We start from the raw sequence: 18,287 nt of genomic DNA, 5'->3' as shown, positions 1-18,287 counted from the left end.
TTCAAATTATAAAATTGATGATTTACAGAAATAAAATTAATATCTCAATAATCCTTCAATCTTATAAGGAGCTACGATCCTTATCTTCTTTCTATGACAAAAACAATATTTATACCCAGTTTTTACAATTACATTAATTACTGTGATATCAATTAAGTCATAAAAATCCTGATTGTCGAGGACATGTCCCTTGAGCAGTTCAGATGATGCTCCCTGATTGCCAAAGCTGCATGGTGCGTCCTTATTTAAGTACAATCCCGCTGCATATGCGACATCTCTGTCACTGTCACTTACGGGCTTAATATCTTTTATGTCAAAAAAAGAACCTGACAGAATAATAAGAACCGCCATGAAAATTATAAAATTAGCTTTTATAATCTCATATTTCTCTGCTCTTGTCATTTTCCCTCCCTGCATTGTCAATTTCTTTCCTGTATTCCAGTATATCGCCTGGCTGGCAGTCCAGCACTTTGCATATTTCTTCGAGCGTTGAAAATCTTATGGCTTTTGCCTTTCCATTTTTCAGTATGGAAATATTCGCCATCGTTATTCCAACTTTCTCAGAAAGCTCTGTGACGCTCATCTTTCTTTTTGCAAGCATCACATCTATATTTACAATAATTGCCATTTTATTCACCTCATATCGTCAATTCATTGTCATTCTTCAAATCTATGGCATTCTTGAGCAGCTTTTTCAGTATTGCAGCAAAAACCGCCTCTAATATAACTTCTCATTATATTATATCCTCTCATTTATCGTTATACAATAAATTTTTATCATATATCACATCATTTGTCAGAATTCGAAGCAATTATCTGAATTTAAAGAAAGCCCCCGGAGACAATGAAATCATCGTCTCCGGGAGCTTTTCAAAGGAATCAGTGATGATTTCCTGTCTCATAGCACCATTTTGCAATCTTCGCAATCAGTTCAAGCGGCAGCTGCCTGTCATATGGAAACTGAATCGCGCCTTTACTCGTCTTATATGGTTTGAGCTCTTCCTTAAAATTCAGGATTGCCTTGTCGCCCGGATAAAGGACTGTATGCTATTTAAATGCTGCAAAGTGGATTATGCTATGCTTCAATCGCATCAGGCGCTGGTTGACCTGAGCTTGAGTCATCTTTTTTTATTCTCATAACTCTGAATCTGAGAACAGTCTTCAATTTCTCCGGCGCAGTTTTTCGCGGGTCAGAAAGATAGATCTCTCTGTGGGTCATCTCCGATCTCTTGTAACCCTTATCCCTGCAAAAATCCTCCATTATATCAAAAGTCTCACGTTCGCTGTCATAGCTTCCCAGGTGCATCATCTGACAGCATTCTCCTTCAGTAACGGTTATGTATCTTATTCTGTCAAAGCAGACATCGGGCTTTTTCTTATTCAATTCACTTATGAAGCGCTCAAAAAGCTCGTCTGTAAGAAAATCCGGCTGGCGTATCATGATGGTATACTTATAATTGCTCTTCTCCTCAACAGGCTTGGTCTTGTCCACCAGGTCCCATACTCCTTCGAGAGGAAACACGGTATATTCATAATATCCCGAAGGTACATCCTTGCTTTTGTATGACATTTTAACGGTATAGCTGAAGCTGTAAAGCACACCTGTCGCTTCTGCGAATTCATCCGAATTGGGATCCCCCTCGCCTTCTATAGCTGCAAATCTGAAAGAAGGAACCTCTTTTATTTCAGGACTGGTCCCCGGAATATAAAGCTTTTTGAAAGTCTTTCTGTAATCTACTTTTTCCATCACTGACATCTCCTTTAGGCTCATCTGAGATCAAACTCCAGTTGAAAATCATTTGGATCCTCTTTCAATAATTCCTGATTTATTTCAAGCGCCCTTACGCACCCAAGCCTCTTATAAAAAGCTATTGTCGCTTCCGATGATCCTGCGCAAAGATACAATTTTTCTGCTCCGAATTCTGATGCCTGCCTTGCGCAAATCCTGAACAGCATTTTTCCTATTCCGCAGTTTCTGTAATCTTTTGAAACAAAGAGCTGGTCCAGCAGAACATGCCTGCTGTTGTTTCCAAAAATCTCACTGTTCACCGTAGCATAACCAACCAGAACATTATTGTCAAAGCACCCTAATGCCTTTCCTCCACTGCTTACGGTCTTCTCAAATCGGTCAATATGCCAATCTGTCCCATTGGGAAGCTCGTGGTCAGTCCAGTCGATTTCTACCAGCTGAAGCTTTCCATCAATCATCCTCCATGCATTTCTGATATAGCATGTGGCATCAATCATCTTTACCTTACACGCTTCACCTGCCGCCATTTCCCTGAATATCATTTTCCCTCCGTAATCCCTATATCAGGATATCATACTTATCTTTAAGAGAAAGGATTCTAATTACGCTTTCATCAATTCTTTCCTCGCTTATCTCTCCTCTTGCTACTGCTTCAAATATGCTTTCAAATGCCTCTTCATAAACTTCTGGCATGAGCACTATGTCAGTTCCCGCTTTAATTGCGAGCACTGCCGCTTCACCGGATGAGTACCTTTCAGTTATAGCACCCATGGACATAGAATCAGATATTATTATTCCATCAAATTTCAGGTCCCTCCTAAGCCTTCCTTCTATCATCTCCTGAGAGAGTGAGCTCGGAAGCCCATCCTTTGTTATATTCCCGGCAGTTATGTGAGATATCATTATCATATCGGTTTCCGCTTCGATGCCGGCCTTAAAAGGAATGAGCTCACATGCTTCGAGTTCTTCCCATTTCTTGCCGATAGACACGAAACCAGCATGCGTATCTTCTTTTGTGTCCCCATGTCCTGGAAAGTGCTTTATGCAGCTCATTACACCGCTGCTGTGAAGTCCGCTTATGCCTGCTTTTACCATATCTGCGACAAGATGCGGATCATCGCCAAAAGCCCTGCTTCCTATTACTATGTTTTCCGGGTTGGTATTTACATCCGCAACCGGTGCGAAATCCAGGTTGAATCCATAGTCTCGAAGGTATGATCCAATCACCTTTCCGGCTTCCTCTGCATTTTTGGGATCTTTTGTACTCCCGATTTTCTGCATGCTTTCATATTTTTTTACATCAAATCCCGGAGAATTTGCTATCCTGGCTACCATACCGCCTTCTTCATCTATCCCCATAAAAAGAGGCGTCGTGCTTGCTGATTTAATTTCGTTCACCAGCTCTTTAAGCTGTATGGGAGACTCGATATTTCCACCAAAAATTATGATACCGCCAGGAGGATATTTTTCAAGGCTTTTCGCCATCTTCTCAGTAAAAACCGTTACAGAAGATGTGTCTGCTGCTTCGCCCTGTCCATCCTCAGTTTCAATCCTCAGAGATTCCGGCTGTATGAATATCATCTGGCCTATCTTTTCTCTGAGCGTCATCTGCGAAATAAGCATATCAGCTTTTGACACAGGCACTTCGTCTTCAGAAACATCCTGAAGCTCATCTGAGCCATTCCCTGATTCCAAACCGCTTCCTCCTGCAGTCTGTCCACACGAAGAAAGCATAAAAATACTTAAAATGACAAAAAATATCAAATAGCGCTTTTTCATTGTTTACCTTTCTCTCTGATTCAGCTGTGTTTTTTTCTGTTTAGAATATCATAAATCGCAATGCTCAGTCCTCAGTCCTGTGCCGATCCCAAGTGAGACTGTTATAGCCAGCAAATTAAGGTCGATTATGCCCTTGCCCTTTATGATGGAGTTGACTATTACATTAAAATCCCTGAGGACATATCCCTTGTTCATGGCTGAGACAAGAATCCCGAAAGGCATAGCGGCAAGGGTACATACTGGGGCAAAAACCTTAAGCGCACTCGAACCGAAAATGAATATTCCCATAATGCTTCCAAATATCAGTCCCATGATGGAAATACCTATGGCATCCGGGATTCCTGTATATGCCAGGCTCGCTGATGCGGATGGAAACAGCAGCTCGAACAGGCCCGCTGCCCCAAAGCTCAAGAAAAGTCCCAGCGGCATACCGATTGCGCCAGATGCTGTCATCTTCGTTCTTTTGTCTTTCATCCTCAGGAATGTACCCATCAGAAATCCCCCAAGCCCTCCGGATATAAAAGTAGATATTATATACTCATCAAAAAACACTATTACCATTACCGCAATCAGCCCACTCAGAAAAAACGCTGATAGGCCATACAATCCATACTTGACTACTTTATTCGTCTTAAGCTTACTGTTTTCAGTCATAATGACTACCCCCATAGCATCGAAAATGCTTTGCTTAATTATCAGTAAGAGTCTTTGTTATCTCCTCAAATCTCTCATCTGATATTCCAAGTTTTTTCCTTAATATGTCATCATCCATCCTGACAACTATGACTTTATCTGGAGATATTTCATCGATTATATGCTTTAACTTAAGAACAGATTCCTCATCATCATTATATCCTTTTATGATAGTGACTTCAAATATGAATTTACCATCATACTGCCCCTTAAAAGATACCATGTTTGATACATATTCAGCTATTGTATACCCATCTACCGGCCTTTGTACTTTTCTGAAATCATCTTCTGTTATTACTTTTATCTCGCCAAGCACTTCCTCGCAGATATTTGCAATTCTTCTGTTTCTATGCACATGAATGCATTCTCAGTTTTTTCGGTAAGCATAGTCCTGACTGATTCCCTCCAGTTCCAGCACCTGCATATTGCGCCTTCATCGTCCTTGTATACGATCTCTCCCTCATGAGGAGGTGAATTCTCATCTGTGCCGAGTGTTATAAATGGCTCATTGCCGTCCGCTCTTGTAAGCCTTATGTCTCCTGCGAACGTGTCTATATCCTCTCCGCCGCATGGAAGTGCATATTTGAGCGAGATTGAATTATAGATGTCGACAAGCGGATTTATCGCTCCGATATGGTCTCCCCTGTGAACACGCTTTAGCAGAGCCTCAATTGATGAACGTGCGCCTTTTTTAGTCTTAAACTTCTGAAAAGCCTCTCTCCATACTTTTATCACCTCATTGCTGCTGAAATCTCCGGCAGCAAGATGAGTCATTGCTTCTTTTTCAGCTTCCCGAATAAGGCCTTCAAATCTTCCATTTTGCTTTACGCTGTTGTCAATCCCATTAAACACAATCACGCCTATCTTCGCTTTCGGAAAAAGATCCCAGAATTCGCTCTCGATAATAAATTTTTTCATTGTTCATTCCTCCTGATTTATAATATGAATAAACAGTTACAATAAATTCCGTTGCTATAAAAGATATCCATACTCCAGTCATCTGAAAAGCCGAGCTGAGCAACAGCACTGCCGGGATGAGTATAACGCAGCTCCTCAGCACTGATATCATCATCGCTTCGGCTGTATATGAAATCGAACCAAAGAAGGATGCCATTACAATATTTATACCAGCAAATACAAATCCTGTAAAATATATTTTGATTCCATATTCCGCTATCATATAGAGCGATGCATTGTCCTGGCTGTTAAATGCGGACACGATCTCTCCTGAAAAGAAAAATACAACTGAATATACTGCTGCAGCTATTGATATTGAGCTCATCAGGCCATATCTGAGAAGCCTTTTAAGGCCCTCTGCATCATATTTCCCAAAACACTCGCTTACCAGAGGCTGCATGCCCTGAGCAAGTCCTGAAAAAAGAGATGTAGCGATTATCGCAGCGTTGGCAATGATTCCATAGGCAGCCACTCCTACATTTCCCGATATTTTCAGTATTACGATATTGAAAGTGAAGAGCGTTATCGAAGAAGCCAGCTCATTTACAAGAGAAGGCATCCCAAGAAACATTATCCGTTTCATTCTCCTGATATCAGGACTGAATCTGGAAAACCCAAACCCGGAAGTTTTCCCTCTGAAATGAGCCGTAAGCACCAGTATGCTTATAACCGGAGAAAGTCCTGTCGCAAAAGCAGCTCCAAAGATTCCCATAGAAAGAGGAAAGATGAATACATAATCGAGTATTATATTTGAAAAACTGCTTATGATCATGGCTGCCATAGGAAGTGACGGGTTATCGTCATTTCTCACGAAAGCTAGAAGTATGCTGTTGAATATGAAAAAAGGAGCAAAGGCAGATGTAGTGGCAATATAAGTCATTGTAGGACTGATCGTCATTTCGTCAGCTCCCAGGAAATATGAGATCTGCTCAGAGAAAACTGTCCCTGCCAGAAGAAATAATACCGACAAAACAGTTCCTGCAAGCACTGCATTCATGAAGGATTCATTTTGTGTCCCAGATCCTTCGGCTTTTCTTATTCCAAAATCAATTGCCCCTCCGATGCCTGTCATCATACCTATGCCCTGCATAATCATGAAAATCACGATTGCAAAATTAAGCGCAGCCAGACCAGTTGCCCCAAGAGCTTTTGCAATAAAATAGGTATCTGCAAGTATATACAGCGATACACCCAGCATAGCGACTATATTAAGCGATGTATACTTTAAAAAATCCATTTTTATATTTCTCATGATTCCTCCGAAATTCCCCTTTAATTAAAAAAAAGTGCCAAAAGCACTTCTTCTCTGACCTAACGAAGTACTTATGGCACTTAAATGCTTACCCGGTGGCAAGCATACATGCTTTAATTTATTTTTTTATTATATTACATCAGTCCGGCGTATCTGTCAAGTCAGAATTAGAATCAGAATTGTCTTCTATACGTATAATGACCTTCTCAATTCTCTTGTCTGTAACATCCAAAACCTGAAAAATAAGATTTTGGAACCTCATCTCGCTTATCTGATCTTTTTTTGGTATTTTTCCAAACAAGCTTATAAGGAAACCGTTGAGTGTTTCAAAATCGTCAGACGGAAGATCCATATTCAGAGATTCCTCAAGCTCATTAAGACTTATCATACCACTGACCTCAAAAGTAAATTCATCGATCTGTTTAAATTCAATCTTGTCACCTTCATCATATTCATCAAAAATGTTATCTACTATCTCTTCGACAAGATCCTCTACCGTAACTATACCTGCCGTTCCGCCATACTCGTCTATAATAATGGCCATGTGCGTTTTGTTATTCTGAAGATCAAAAAAAGCTCATCAGCTTTTTTCTTGACAGGAATAAAAACCGGGTTCCTTATATAATCTCTAAGATTGAAGTTTTTACCTGAATCTTCGGAAATAAGCGTCAGTAAATCTTTTACGTTGAGAATTCCGATAATGTTATCAATGCGCCCTTCATAAACAGGCAGCCTTGAATAATGTTCTTCATTTGTATTGCCTTTTTATCACCCGCATCGGCCATCAGCTTAATCTTACTGTCATTAAGTGAAATCAAGGCTATTTCAGATGCAGCAAAATATGTCAGTGCTCCTATGATTTCTCTTCTCCATGATATAATGAGAAGGACTATGAGTATTATTGAAGGAATATTGTGCATGAAAAGCCCTAATGCTATTTCCGCTGCGCTCATTCCCGGCTGAAATACGTCAAGAGAGAAAAGGCTGAGAAAGCAAATGAACAGGATTGACAGAATTCTTGGCATCCAGTATATTGATTTTTTCATCTTAAATTCTCCTTTCAGAGATATTCTACCCATATTGATGCGAAAATATCCCTGCATAGAAAATCAGATTTTCCAAGCAGGGATTATAAAATTTATTTTGCTTTGCATGGTATTGGTTTTGAAGGACTTTTCGGCTTTACTGAACCACACCTTGTAATTGCCCCCTCGTCACAAGCATCAAGGCATCTGCCACACTGGACACACTCATCCTGATCGATCACATGAATGAATTTCTTTTTTCCCAGTATGGCATCATCATCGCATGCATCGAGGCATTCTGTACATCCGGTACATTTGTCAGCAAGTATGTGATATGTCACAAAGCGGCTGCAGACAAGCGCTCTGCAGTCTTTCTTGTTTACATGTTCTGTGATTTCTTCTTTAAAGCTTTCTATACATGACATTACGGATTCTGCCATGCAGCTTCCTGTATCACATAAGCACTGAGTCTTCATTTGACTGCATAGATTCATAAGAAGTTCCAGGTCATCTGATTTTCCTTTTTTCATTGAAATATCATTTAAAATCATGCTTATCTGAGATGTTCCTTCATAACCAAATACGCATTTACCGCAGGATTCATTCAGAAATCTCTTTGAGATGTTCAGTAATGAGTCAATCATGCAGCTGGTTTCATCATATATTTCGATATAGTCTGTTTTCAGCTCTATTTCCTCGTTCAGGGTATCCCCGAAAATGAACCTGCCCATCGGATAGCCAAGGTAAATTCCCTTAAATTCACTTATAGATCCAGCTATATCCAGGATTTCCTTTCCTGTGATTTTTCTATTTAAATCATGCATACCCTTATTTTCAGCTGACCCAAAAACAAATACCATCTTTTTTTCTGATTCCATTAATTCTTCCAGCGACTCAACCCTTTCCATACTGCATGGTATTGGTTTTTCGCCTTCGATTATCTTTGAAGCTGCTGACCGGTTACTGAAAACAAAACCATCTGTATATTCAGTCTCTACTAATTTGATATTCTCCATCAGGTCACTGTATCTTTCTTTAAGATTGAGCTTTTCAGATTCCTTTTTGTTGATTATAAGATAATTGTTATTTGGATTCTTCTCCGCTAATAATCTTAAGCTCTCTTCTGTTTTATTTTTAAACAGCTCACACGAGACTGGAGCTTCCCTGTAAACTGGCACAAGATTCAATATTGTATAGTCGTTCAATTTCTTCACCCCCTAATATTAATTCCATAGCTTCGGCTTTGTTATTTTCAATCTCAAATCGCACTGCAGGCAGCGGCTGGCTTCACATATTGCTGCTTCCTCTGTAAGCGTCTGCTCAACCATATCAAAAGTCGATCTTCTTTTATCTGCATCTGATATTTGCGGGATATATCTTGATAAATCTCCAAATGATTCTGTCCTGCCTATAAAATGATCCGGTTCTTCTTTATCTAAAAGTTCCTCAGAAATATCCCCATCACCGCCTAAATATTTATCAACCTCTGAAGCAGCTTTCCTTCCAGCTGCAATTGCAGCAATAACCGTTTTTGTGCCTGTTACCACGTCGCCTGCCGCATAAACGCCCTCCAGGCTTGTCCTTGAGTTTTCATCCACTTTGACATAAGCATTATTTACAAGCTCAAGCCCCATATTTTCAGTACCAGCAGGTTTTTGACCTACTGCAAAAATAACATTGTCAACAGGAATTATTTCATTAGTACCTTCCTGAAGCTCTATTACGGCTTTTCTGTTTTCATCAAAATAGAATTTATCTACCTTCTGAAGCTCCACTCCTTCCGTCTTCTCTTTGCCTGTGATCCTGAGGAATGAGTGAGCGGAATGCAAGATTATGCCTTCTTCTCTTCCTTCCTCGATTTCATCTTCTGTCGCTGTCATCTGCTGAAGGTTCTCAAGGCAGGCTATATGGACCTCTTTTGCTCCTAGTCTCAGGGCTGTTCTTGCGCAGTCATATGCAACGTTTCCTCCACCAAGTACCATGACTCTTTCTCCAACTGAAAGAGGATTATGAAGTCTTGCTCTTTTCAAAAAGTCAGCATTTACATATACTCCATCTAAATCATTTCCCGGTATCGGAAGCTTTGTTCCCCTGTGAGTTCCCGCTGCCACTATTACTGCATCGCAGCCTTCTTTCAAAAGTTCTTCCGGCGAAAGTCTCTTTACCGATGTCTTAAGCTCTACCCCGGCATCTAATATGTGTGCGATTTCCCGGTCTAAGACTTCATCAGGAAGCCTGTATGCTGGAATTCCATAACGGCATTGGCCGCCTGCTTTTTCATTTTCCTCATAAACAGTCACTGAGTGGCCTTTTTTTGCAAGATAATATGCAGCAGTAAGCCCCGCCGGACCTGCACCTATAACTGCAGATTTTTTGCCCGTGCTTTCTGATTTCAAGGATTTTTCTTTCCAGGCAAAATCATCCTTTGCTGCTGCAGCGCGCTTCAGCCTGCATACAGAAACAGGTTCACTAAGCTCGCTTCTTCTGCATGCATCCTCACATGCATGACTGCAGATGCTGCCTAATATTTCCGGAAACGGAACCTTTTCGCGTACGACTGCCGTAGCCTTTCCAAAATCGCCGTTCTTGATATATCTTATATATCTTGGTATATCAACATTTGCAGGACATGCACTTTTGCATGGGACTACAGAATCACTGTACGCCACATTTTCTTTTATAATTCCAAGTGCATCCATGATAGAACCGGTAGGGCATACTTCTATGCAGGCTCCGCAGAATTTGCACCCCGCCTCCTTCAATGTCTTTCCTTCCTCAATTCCTGCACGGATTCCATCTTTGGTTTTCTGGAAATCCAGCACCTTGACACCTCTTAATTCTCTACAGGCTCTTATGCATCTGCCGCACCTTATACATCTTGTGAACATATGAGATATCAGGGGATTGCTGTCGTCATTTGCAAATGTTCTGGATTTTTTTCTCCATTTTTCCGGACTTACTCCCATGTACTGATATATGGACTGAAGCTCGCATTTGCCATATTTAGGGCATCCTGTACAATCGGCAGGGTGGGTTGCCAGTATGAGCTCCATGGCCATTTTTCTTGTCTGTTCAGCCTTTTCAGACTTTGTATGAACAATCATTCCATCTTCAACGGTTGTCATGCATGACTGTACAGCCCCTTCGATTCCTTCTATTTCTACTGAACAGAGCCTGCATCCCCCGGCTGCCTCTAAATCAGGGTGATTGCAGAGATGAGGTATATAAATCCCCGCATCCAGAGCAGTTTCAAGCACTGATGCGCCTTCTTCTGCTTCTATATTATTTCCGTCAATATATATTTTCATTATTCCTCCTGTACGTTAAACACAGGCAGGCATTTAGATTCTGCCGGCCTGTGCTCTGATTGAAAATTACTTAAAATTCTTCTATAAGTATTGCCGCATTCTCTCCGGCAATACGTCCGCTGTTGAGACAGAATCCCATCGTGTTTCCTGATAAAATAAACGGGTAACTCTCTCCGTAAATATTGCAGGCATCGGTTCCTACTGCGTATAAAGAAGGTATAACTCTTGAATCCTGATCCATTACTTCTGTTTTGTGGTTTATCAGGATCCCTCCAACTGAGCCGTACGCTCCGACATTCTGGCGACAGCAGTAGAATGGCCCTTTTTCAATTGGCTGCATGTAATTTCTGTTTTTCTCAAATATTTCATCATACCCAGCTTCGCACATCTCGTTGTATTCATCTACCTGTGCAACCAGTCCAGCCACATCAATACCTGCCTTTTCTGCAAGCTCCTCTATTGTGTCAGCCTGCGCTATAGGCTCATATCCTGCTTCAAGGTCTTTTTCCCACTGCTCGTCAAAATGGTCATACAAATCATGTGGGTGAACATGCGATACCATATCCGGACCTTTTTTCTTGTATTTTTTCAGCAGCTTGCTGTCAAATATTGAATAAGCAATCATCCCCGGCTGAGATGTAATCGCATTTCCAGTGAATGTGGTATTTCCTATCTGATCCTCAGGCATGAATCTCTGACCATTTCTGTTGACCCACAGACATGGCTGACGGAATGCCCCATCAAGAATGAAGTGATTCATATTATCAGGAAGCTGATACATAAGCTCCATCGATGGCTGAGTACGTCCCGCTCCTGCTTCCCAGGCCATTCTAAGTCCATCCCCTCTCATCCCAGGAATTGCAAAGTTAAATATTGTCTTTCCAAATTCGTATCCGGTAAGTTCCTTTATCATCTCAGGATTTTCACCAAAACCGCCTGTCGCAATTATAACAGCCTTTGCTCTTGCCTCTGTTTCCTGTCCATCTTTGTCCTTTGCAATTACTCCGGCTACCATCCCATCTTCCATTATTATCTTGTTTACCGGAGTCTCATATATAAACTCAACGCCAAGTTCTACAGCTCTCTCTGTCATTTTTTTTGTCATTGCAGATGCAGATCTAGGGCCCGGCATGCCTCCGCCTTCTGGTTTTACAACATGCCATGTAAATTCACCGTCAGAATATGGTCTTGTAGCTTCGTCTGCGCTGAATGCTCTCTGTACTCCTGCAAACTCCACTCCCATGTCCATCAGCCAGTCAATCGTGTCGCCTGATTTATAGTAATAATCTCTTACCATTCGTGCATCTACTTTGTAATGGGTAAAATACATGTGTTTTCTGAAAGCTTCTCCCGGCGTAAGATTAACCATTTGATTTTTCTGTATTGATGAGCCTATACCAAGTGGCCCCATTCCCATATTAGCAGCACCACCTGTAGTGTTTGATTTTTCGAACACGACAACCTTCGCTCCATTTTCAGCAGCTGCAATGCAGGCCGCCAGCCCGGAAAGTCCTGCTGCAACAACAATCACATCTGTATTTATATTTTTCATCTCGTTCCTCCTAAATTATATTGACGGGAAAGTCATATTTTTGTATTTACCGATTTTAGCCTGAACTATATCCAGATTTTCTTTTGTATAGAAACCTCCCTGTGTATGAGAAATCTCTACCAGATGCTTAGATCTTCCTTCTACAGTCGTTCTGTCTCTTTCAAGCCCATCTTCCTGAATCACGAATTTCCAGCTGCCCGCTTCAGTTTTTTCGAGCGTGCCTCCAGCTCCGCAAACCTGGCATTCGATAGGATAATGAAGCCCATCCCACTGAGGCTCTCCAAGTATCAAAGCATTTGAATGACAGTTTGGACACCATCCCATGTCAGGATCTCCAAGCCATTTTCTTTCTTCCACAGGAGTGCTTGCTGCCTTGAGGACATTTTCTCCGACCAGCCTCGCTCTTTCAAGCATATCGTCATGGAGCAGACATTGAGAACTTGCAGGAATCCTTGTCGCAAGATACATATCCACCACATTTATATCCGTAGTGAACATTCCCGCCTGAATCGATTCAAGCGCCATCGACATCCACGAGCGGGTTGATCCCCCTACTGCAATAAGTCCGCCCACTCTGTCTCTGTGTTCTATTGCGTTAATAGCTTCCAGGAATGATGTTTCGTAGCTCAGGCCTCTTTGCAGGAATTTAGCCATCATAGCACAACCCATGAGATCATAGGTAGGTGTTGAAAATATTACCCCATCCTGTTCAAGCATGACTTCCATTATTGCTTTTTTGTCATCTTTTTCATCAAGAGTACAACCTACATTTTTGCCCTGAGACATTCCATGAGTACATGCAGTGCAGCCAGTGCAATCAAGTATATTATAGTCTCTCAGATTTATCATCGTAACTTCAGCTCCAGCTTCCTGGCACGCCCAAAGCGCTTCTTTTAATAGAATTTCACTGTTGCTGTTTTTTCTTCCAGCAGTTATTCCCATTATCTTTTTTTTCAATTTTATTCCTCCTGTTAAATTAGAAATTATCTTTTTCCTCTTCATATACCATAGGCAAGATATGTGCAAGATGAGTGAACTCTTTTAAATTGTGCGCAAACAATCCTCTTGGCACAAATTCAGGTATTTTTATTCCATCTGGAACAAGCTTTACAGGCTTTACGTCTATGATCTGATATCCTATCCAGAAACGACTTCTCAGCTCGATCCCGCCCTCTGCTTCTCTTATCATATGTGTCATTACCGCAGCTACTCCCTGCCCTGGGACAGGACCGTGGCCATTTGCACACATCATTGATGCGCAGTATTCACTTCCAACTTTTTCTATGTCATATCCCATTTTGTCAGGATATTCGAAATTAAGTATAAGATCGTCAGCGCCTCCGCCGATATCTTCCAAAATAACATGCTGCGTCCCCCAGGTTCTTTCCCTCATAGGAAGCGATGAATCAAGAACTTTCTCTCTGTTTTGATTTCTTGCATAGAAGTGATCTTCCGGGTCCCATATCCTGTATCTCAAATCTTCCATGGAGTGCCAAGCAAACCACCATTCAAACATTTCCTTCGTTACCCCAGGCATGAATGTATGATTAGCCAGATACCCGGTGCCATCTTCCATAATGCAGTACCCCGTTTCACACTCGAGATATCCAGGCTTGAAAAGATCATTTCTGTCTTCTATCTTTAATGCAAGGCCCGAATCTATGGGACCTTTTTCAAGTATGGCCAGCTTCTCTTCAGGAACTGGAGTCATTGCCAGATCATAATATTTAGAATAGCTCAGTATCTTTTCCACATCCGTTAATTCCGGTCTAAGTGACATTGTTTCTCTCCTTTATTTTCTTATTGTTTTGGTTTACTCAGCTCCGCCATACACATGTTTAGGCCAGTCTTTTCCAAGAATCATCGTACAGAAGAATCCACCTACAAGTACCAGCAGTACGCTCATTACAATCCCTGCAGTGAAAAATGCGAGCAGGTGCATCTGATTGATTACAGGTGCAAGGGAATGTCCTGATGTCATGAAGATAGTAAGGGCAAATCCCATAAACAGACTTGGTATATTCCCAACAATGCTGTCTCTCAGAAGATTTTCATGAACCGTAAGAATTGAGAAAACCATAAGTATTGTAAGCAGTATCCCTGAAACCCACATCGGCGCTCCACTTAAAGCTCCCATTAAAATTCCGTTCAGCGCGGCCCACGCTAATCCACATGCAAACGATAAGATAATTGAAGGTATCTTTTTGAAATCTGCACCAGTAGCAAAGAACAGGATAAGTGCAGTAAACAGTATCCAGACATAACTGCCATACCCCATGATGAAGACCGGCTGCATTGCCAGTGCCAGCACAACAGATCCACCTGCCGCCTGAATTAATAAAGCTTTTCTTTTAATTGACATGATTTTTTCTCCTTTTATGTATTAGATATCGCAGATCAATATCTTGTTTACATTTTATCAAACATTCCGATTTATTAGAAATATCCAGAAGGAATATCAGTTATTCTAAAAAGGAATAACGTTTGCCTGACCCGGTGAGCGCTCATATATCTTTTCGCACAAAAAAAAGCGGCTCTTTTTTAAGAGTGCCGCTCTAATATCAAAATATCAGTTTTATTGATTTTGTATATTTATTTATGAATTTTCAATCTCCCTGCTGAGCACGCTGTTTGTAAACAGCGAAACAGAAGGATTAACATTGTCTTTCTTCCAGGCCATGACGACGTCGACCTGGTCATTTTCGATTTCAAAATGCTTTAAGCTCGAATTATGCCTTCTTATGTTAGAATCCAGTATGGAAATCCCAATTCCAGATTCTACGCATAAAAGCAGAGATCCAATATTTGGCAGCTGCCTGACTATATTAGGGGCAAACCCATGTTCTCTGCAAAGGGAAATCACTCCATCAAATCCCCTGGGAGATTCATCTCTTGATATGAATACGAAATCTTCATTTCTTATATCCTTAAAAGTCAGGTTTTCTTTATCTGACAGAGGATTTGTTGTTGACATCACTATGCTGGTGCGCGATTTGAAAATAGTGTCATAAACTATATCAAGCGAATCATCAATTTCAAAGGAAAGAGTAAATATGACATCAAGGCTTCCGCTCATGAGCTTTTCTCTCAATGCCTTAAAGCTGTGTCTTTCAAAAACCATGCTGATTCCCCTGTGATTTTCCTTGAATGATTTTATAAAAGGAGGAAGAAAATTGTCTGTATCCATTGTGTCAAGGCATCCGATTGTTATGGAACCCTGTTCTCCCAGATTCTTCTGTGATGATTTTTCTATAGCCTCATGAATCGTTTCAAGTACATTTCCCATTTCTTTGTATAATACTGCGCCTGCAGGAGTAAGCCGCACCCCTCTGGTGGATCTGTTAAAAAGCTGAACGCCGATTTCTTTTTCAAGCAGGGCGATTTGCTTGCTCAGTGAAGGCTGCGCGACGTACATGCTTTTAGCAGCATCTGTAAAATTAAGACTCCTTGCCACTGCAATAAAATATTCAATCTGAAGAAGAGTTATCCCTTTATTCAATATTCCATCCCCCATAATATCTCTAATAATATAAGTTTAATTATTATCAATAATACGGGTAATCTGAAAAGTTGTCAACATTAACCAATCTGAAGCAGTTCTTTTAACAAATCTAAAGCAGTTCTTTCCCACAGGCCGATCTTGCAGCTACACGTCCAAAGTGAAGCGCATGGCCGAGACTGTATCCACATGAAGGAACTCCATGTCCGAAATTCCCTGTATTCGCTACCTCTCCAGAAGCGAATAGCCCCGGGATAACTCTTCCATCTCTATCAAGAACCTTTGCTGCAATATCTATCTCAAGTCCACCAAAAGTAATAGATGCAGCTGGTTTTAAAAATACAGCGTAATATTCAGGTCCTTTTAATGCATGAAGTTCACTAGATGGTTTTTCGAAATCTTCATCAAATCCAGTTTCACATAAATAATTGTAGCGATCTACAGTTGAATTTAAGATTTCCGGGGCAACATCCATTTTTTCAGCCAGTTCTTCTATGTTTCCAGCTTTTGGTGTATCTGACAATGTCAAAGCATAATTTAAAAGCGGATATGGTTCTTCCCCGCATGTAATATACCATGCGCCAGGGCTTCCGGTTTTTGCAAGTTCTGCACCAACCAGGCTGTGGAACTGATATTCATTGCAGAAACGCTTTCCGTCACGGGTAACTATAAGTCCAGATTCTTCATTTACACCTGCGCCACTTCGATCATGCAGAAGCATAGTCTGAAGATAAGGATGATGATAGTTGCGTGCACCTATTGCTTCTGCTGCTAGTGCTCCGTCTCCCTGGCTTGATTCAGGACAGTTGTAGTAATAATTTTTCATCCAGGGATATCGCGCTTCTACAACTTCCCTGTTGGCAGCAAAGCCGCCAGTACATAAAATAACCCCTTTACGCGCCATTATTTTTACCGTGCTTCCATCTAGTGTGTCCACAGCTGTTGCCCCGGACACTCTGCCTTCTTTCACTATCAGTTCTGTAAGCGATGTGTCAAGCAGGACAGTCCCGCCTCTTTCCTTAAACAAATTGTTAAGCGGAACGATAAAACTGCCGCCCCATCCCATGGTCTGTCCTTCGCCACCAATACTGTTGTGAATTCTCCATGGAAGCTGAGACGAATGAGGAGCTTCTAAGTCTTGTATTTCAAAGCCCTGTTCTACCAGCCATTCCAAATTTTCTGCGGAATGATAACAGAAATAATTTATTTTGTCATCATCCAGAAAATTTCCAGCGGCGTTTTTTAAAAAGTTAAAAAGCATCTGAGGAGTATCTAATATACCCTGTTTCTTTTGTACTTCAGATCCCGCAGCAATAATTTTACCACCACAAATAGCAGAAGATCCTCCCACAATCCCCTGCTTTTCAACAAGTATTACATCAGCACCGCAGCATTGTGCCTCTAATGCGGCAGAAAATCCTGCGATTCCGCTTCCAAATATTACCACGTCCGTTTCAAGAATTCGGTCTTCCTTCTTTGACGCAATGGGAACCGATTTGTTCTTGAGTGCCTCCAAATCGCCTCCTGCTTCTTTAACGCAGGTACTAATGGCTTTTACAATGGCTTTACAAACTGTTTCTGCACCTACAACCATAGGAACCGCTAAAGACTGATATTGAATTATCTTTGGTATGTAATTTTCAAAAGGGGAGCTTTCAAGGCCGTATGCCTGACCAAAAATTTCTTTGTGTTTAATGATTTCTATGCCTGTAATTTCTGTTTCCGAGAAAGTAACTTCTATGATTATTTTACCGCGTACTCCGTAGCCTTTTCCAGTATATGTACCAGGATTAAATGTTGCCATCAAAATATCGACTCCTTTCAAAACAAGATAAATATATTATTTATCAAAAGTTATAAAAATGCCCCTTAAACAATTGAATAAGGGGCATGATCTTTTTTATTAAAATACTCTTACATCTTGTCGAATTCTTCAAAAAACTTATAGCATGGATCTTCATGGTTATCACGTTCACCATTATAATTTGGAAAATCACGACTTGGTACGATAATAAAAGTATTATCCCCACATACAACGCGTTCAACTATCAACCATTTGCCATCTCGGCATTCCCATTTATCAATGTCTCTGCATCTTGCCTCAACAGTAAAAGGTTTTTCTTTGCCTGGGAACTTGCAGGCTGCATACATGTAGGTTTCACTTACAGCCTTGTCACCTTTGACCTTGATGAGCATGTTGGTCATCATGTGATGGGTAGAAATCATTTGTCTGTGTTGATTCATCATATCGTCGAAAAACTCACGACCTGATCCCTTAAACGTACCATAGTCTACCTTGCTATCCTCGGCAAAAACGGAATAACCCAGTTTGTTGTCTATTCTGTCAAGAGCACGGCAATAGGTGTAGATTTGGTCCCTGATAGCTTCTTTAGCTAGTAAAGTTTTCAATTCTTCTGACATAAGTTACCACTCCTTTGAAATATATAATAATTATAATTAATTACCTTGTTA

General features: G+C 40.9%; 21 protein-coding genes. All 21 read right to left on the bottom strand.

Annotation, left to right across the window (positions count from 1 at the left end; all coding sequences use genetic code 11):
- Positions 1–36 precede the first annotated feature (36 nt).
- The 21 genes from G558_RS0105680 to G558_RS12480 all read right to left on the bottom strand — a co-directional run bounded on the left by G558_RS0105680 (position 37) and on the right by G558_RS12480 (position 18,224).
- Positions 37–402: a hypothetical protein gene (locus G558_RS0105680; protein ID WP_028829311.1), complete on the bottom strand. Its 366-nt coding sequence runs from the start codon at positions 400–402 to the stop codon at positions 37–39.
- Positions 380–628, bottom strand: a complete 249-nt coding sequence (locus G558_RS0105675; protein WP_028829310.1) for a helix-turn-helix domain-containing protein — start codon at positions 626–628, stop codon at positions 380–382. Before G558_RS0105675 ends, G558_RS0105680 begins: the two co-directional genes overlap by 23 nt.
- Before the next feature lie 10 nt (positions 629–638).
- On the bottom strand, positions 639–725 hold the full coding sequence (locus G558_RS14465) for a DUF2975 domain-containing protein (protein ID WP_334290861.1): 87 nt from the start codon (positions 723–725) through the stop codon (positions 639–641).
- Positions 726–1,075: 350 nt separating this feature from the next.
- A complete protein-coding gene (locus G558_RS12515) occupies positions 1,076–1,747 on the bottom strand; it encodes a GyrI-like domain-containing protein (RefSeq protein ID WP_051188500.1) in 672 nt (223 codons plus the stop codon).
- A gap of 20 nt (positions 1,748–1,767) precedes the next feature.
- Positions 1,768–2,292 (bottom strand): GNAT family N-acetyltransferase, encoded by a 525-nt coding sequence (locus G558_RS0105665; RefSeq protein ID WP_028829309.1) that lies wholly within the window; start codon positions 2,290–2,292, stop codon positions 1,768–1,770.
- Positions 2,293–2,308: 16 nt separating this feature from the next.
- Complete coding sequence (locus tag G558_RS0105660) at positions 2,309–3,445, bottom strand: glycoside hydrolase family 3 protein (protein WP_169337714.1); 1,137 nt, start codon at positions 3,443–3,445, stop codon at positions 2,309–2,311.
- Between the two features lie 132 nt (positions 3,446–3,577).
- Positions 3,578–4,183, bottom strand: coding sequence for a hypothetical protein (locus G558_RS0105655; protein WP_028829307.1), 606 nt, complete (start codon positions 4,181–4,183; stop codon positions 3,578–3,580).
- 34 nt (positions 4,184–4,217) lie between these two features.
- Positions 4,218–4,577: a hypothetical protein gene (locus tag G558_RS12510; RefSeq protein ID WP_330363809.1), complete on the bottom strand. Its 360-nt coding sequence runs from the start codon at positions 4,575–4,577 to the stop codon at positions 4,218–4,220.
- Positions 4,523–5,074, bottom strand: a complete 552-nt coding sequence (locus G558_RS12505; RefSeq protein ID WP_330363808.1) for a B3/B4 domain-containing protein — start codon at positions 5,072–5,074, stop codon at positions 4,523–4,525. Before G558_RS12505 ends, G558_RS12510 begins: the two co-directional genes overlap by 55 nt.
- Positions 5,067–6,431, bottom strand: coding sequence for an MATE family efflux transporter (locus G558_RS12500; RefSeq protein ID WP_071604456.1), 1,365 nt, complete (start codon positions 6,429–6,431; stop codon positions 5,067–5,069). The genes G558_RS12505 and G558_RS12500 overlap by 8 nt, the downstream gene beginning before the upstream one ends.
- A gap of 139 nt (positions 6,432–6,570) precedes the next feature.
- Complete coding sequence (locus G558_RS13350; RefSeq protein ID WP_028829306.1) at positions 6,571–6,975, bottom strand: transporter associated domain-containing protein; 405 nt, start codon at positions 6,973–6,975, stop codon at positions 6,571–6,573.
- A gap of 136 nt (positions 6,976–7,111) precedes the next feature.
- Positions 7,112–7,477: a DUF7670 domain-containing protein gene (locus G558_RS13345; protein ID WP_051188499.1), complete on the bottom strand. Its 366-nt coding sequence runs from the start codon at positions 7,475–7,477 to the stop codon at positions 7,112–7,114.
- A gap of 92 nt (positions 7,478–7,569) precedes the next feature.
- Positions 7,570–8,661: an NADH-ubiquinone oxidoreductase-F iron-sulfur binding region domain-containing protein gene (locus tag G558_RS14280; RefSeq protein ID WP_036931655.1), complete on the bottom strand. Its 1,092-nt coding sequence runs from the start codon at positions 8,659–8,661 to the stop codon at positions 7,570–7,572.
- Positions 8,662–8,679: 18 nt separating this feature from the next.
- Positions 8,680–10,764 carry an FAD-dependent oxidoreductase gene (locus tag G558_RS0105620; RefSeq protein WP_028829304.1) on the bottom strand — a complete coding sequence of 695 codons (2,085 nt, stop codon included), beginning with the start codon at positions 10,762–10,764 and terminating at the stop codon, positions 8,680–8,682.
- A gap of 70 nt (positions 10,765–10,834) precedes the next feature.
- On the bottom strand, positions 10,835–12,316 hold the full coding sequence (locus G558_RS0105615; RefSeq protein ID WP_028829303.1) for an FAD-dependent oxidoreductase: 1,482 nt from the start codon (positions 12,314–12,316) through the stop codon (positions 10,835–10,837).
- A gap of 15 nt (positions 12,317–12,331) precedes the next feature.
- Positions 12,332–13,273 (bottom strand): flavodoxin family protein, encoded by a 942-nt coding sequence (locus G558_RS0105610; protein ID WP_156888517.1) that lies wholly within the window; start codon positions 13,271–13,273, stop codon positions 12,332–12,334.
- Between the two features lie 19 nt (positions 13,274–13,292).
- Positions 13,293–14,096 (bottom strand): DAPG hydrolase family protein, encoded by an 804-nt coding sequence (locus G558_RS0105605; RefSeq protein WP_028829301.1) that lies wholly within the window; start codon positions 14,094–14,096, stop codon positions 13,293–13,295.
- A gap of 33 nt (positions 14,097–14,129) precedes the next feature.
- Entirely contained in the window at positions 14,130–14,678 is a 549-nt protein-coding gene (locus G558_RS0105600; protein ID WP_028829300.1) for a DUF1097 domain-containing protein, read from the bottom strand.
- A 234-nt stretch (positions 14,679–14,912) separates the two neighbouring features.
- Complete coding sequence (locus G558_RS0105595; protein ID WP_169337713.1) at positions 14,913–15,815, bottom strand: LysR family transcriptional regulator; 903 nt, start codon at positions 15,813–15,815, stop codon at positions 14,913–14,915.
- Between the two features lie 112 nt (positions 15,816–15,927).
- Positions 15,928–17,619: an FAD-dependent oxidoreductase gene (locus G558_RS0105590; RefSeq protein WP_028829298.1), complete on the bottom strand. Its 1,692-nt coding sequence runs from the start codon at positions 17,617–17,619 to the stop codon at positions 15,928–15,930.
- A 110-nt stretch (positions 17,620–17,729) separates the two neighbouring features.
- The gene (locus G558_RS12480; protein ID WP_242825208.1) at positions 17,730–18,224 is read right to left on the bottom strand and encodes a nuclear transport factor 2 family protein; all 495 of its coding nucleotides are present in this window, start codon (positions 18,222–18,224) and stop codon (positions 17,730–17,732) included.
- Positions 18,225–18,287 lie beyond the last annotated feature (63 nt).

Origin of the sequence: Proteocatella sphenisci DSM 23131 (genome assembly GCF_000423525.1) — a bacterium.
GTDB lineage: Bacteria > Bacillota > Clostridia > Peptostreptococcales > Filifactoraceae > Proteocatella > Proteocatella sphenisci.
The sequence above is the reverse complement of the archived record's forward strand: the minus strand, read 5'-3'. Positions and strand labels throughout refer to the sequence as shown.

Excerpts from the sequence above, each read along its gene's own strand:
- G558_RS0105605 (WP_028829301.1), bottom strand. The coding sequence starts at position 14,096 with ATGTCACTTAGACCGGAATTAACGGATGTGGAAAAGATACTGAGCTAT.
- G558_RS0105675 (WP_028829310.1), bottom strand. The coding sequence starts at position 628 with ATGGCAATTATTGTAAATATAGATGTGATGCTTGCAAAAAGAAAGATG.
- G558_RS12500 (WP_071604456.1), bottom strand. The coding sequence starts at position 6,431 with ATGAGAAATATAAAAATGGATTTTTTAAAGTATACATCGCTTAATATA.
- G558_RS0105615 (WP_028829303.1), bottom strand. The coding sequence starts at position 12,316 with ATGAAAAATATAAATACAGATGTGATTGTTGTTGCAGCAGGACTTTCC.
- G558_RS0105655 (WP_028829307.1), bottom strand. The coding sequence starts at position 4,183 with ATGACTGAAAACAGTAAGCTTAAGACGAATAAAGTAGTCAAGTATGGA.
- G558_RS13350 (WP_028829306.1), bottom strand. The coding sequence starts at position 6,975 with ATGGCCATTATTATAGACGAGTATGGCGGAACGGCAGGTATAGTTACG.
- G558_RS13345 (WP_051188499.1), bottom strand. The coding sequence starts at position 7,477 with ATGAAAAAATCAATATACTGGATGCCAAGAATTCTGTCAATCCTGTTC.
- G558_RS0105665 (WP_028829309.1), bottom strand. The coding sequence starts at position 2,292 with ATGATATTCAGGGAAATGGCGGCAGGTGAAGCGTGTAAGGTAAAGATG.
- G558_RS12515 (WP_051188500.1), bottom strand. The coding sequence starts at position 1,747 with ATGGAAAAAGTAGATTACAGAAAGACTTTCAAAAAGCTTTATATTCCG.
- G558_RS0105680 (WP_028829311.1), bottom strand. The coding sequence starts at position 402 with ATGACAAGAGCAGAGAAATATGAGATTATAAAAGCTAATTTTATAATT.
- G558_RS0105600 (WP_028829300.1), bottom strand. The coding sequence starts at position 14,678 with ATGTCAATTAAAAGAAAAGCTTTATTAATTCAGGCGGCAGGTGGATCT.
- G558_RS0105590 (WP_028829298.1), bottom strand. The coding sequence starts at position 17,619 with ATGGCAACATTTAATCCTGGTACATATACTGGAAAAGGCTACGGAGTA.
- G558_RS0105620 (WP_028829304.1), bottom strand. The coding sequence starts at position 10,764 with ATGAAAATATATATTGACGGAAATAATATAGAAGCAGAAGAAGGCGCA.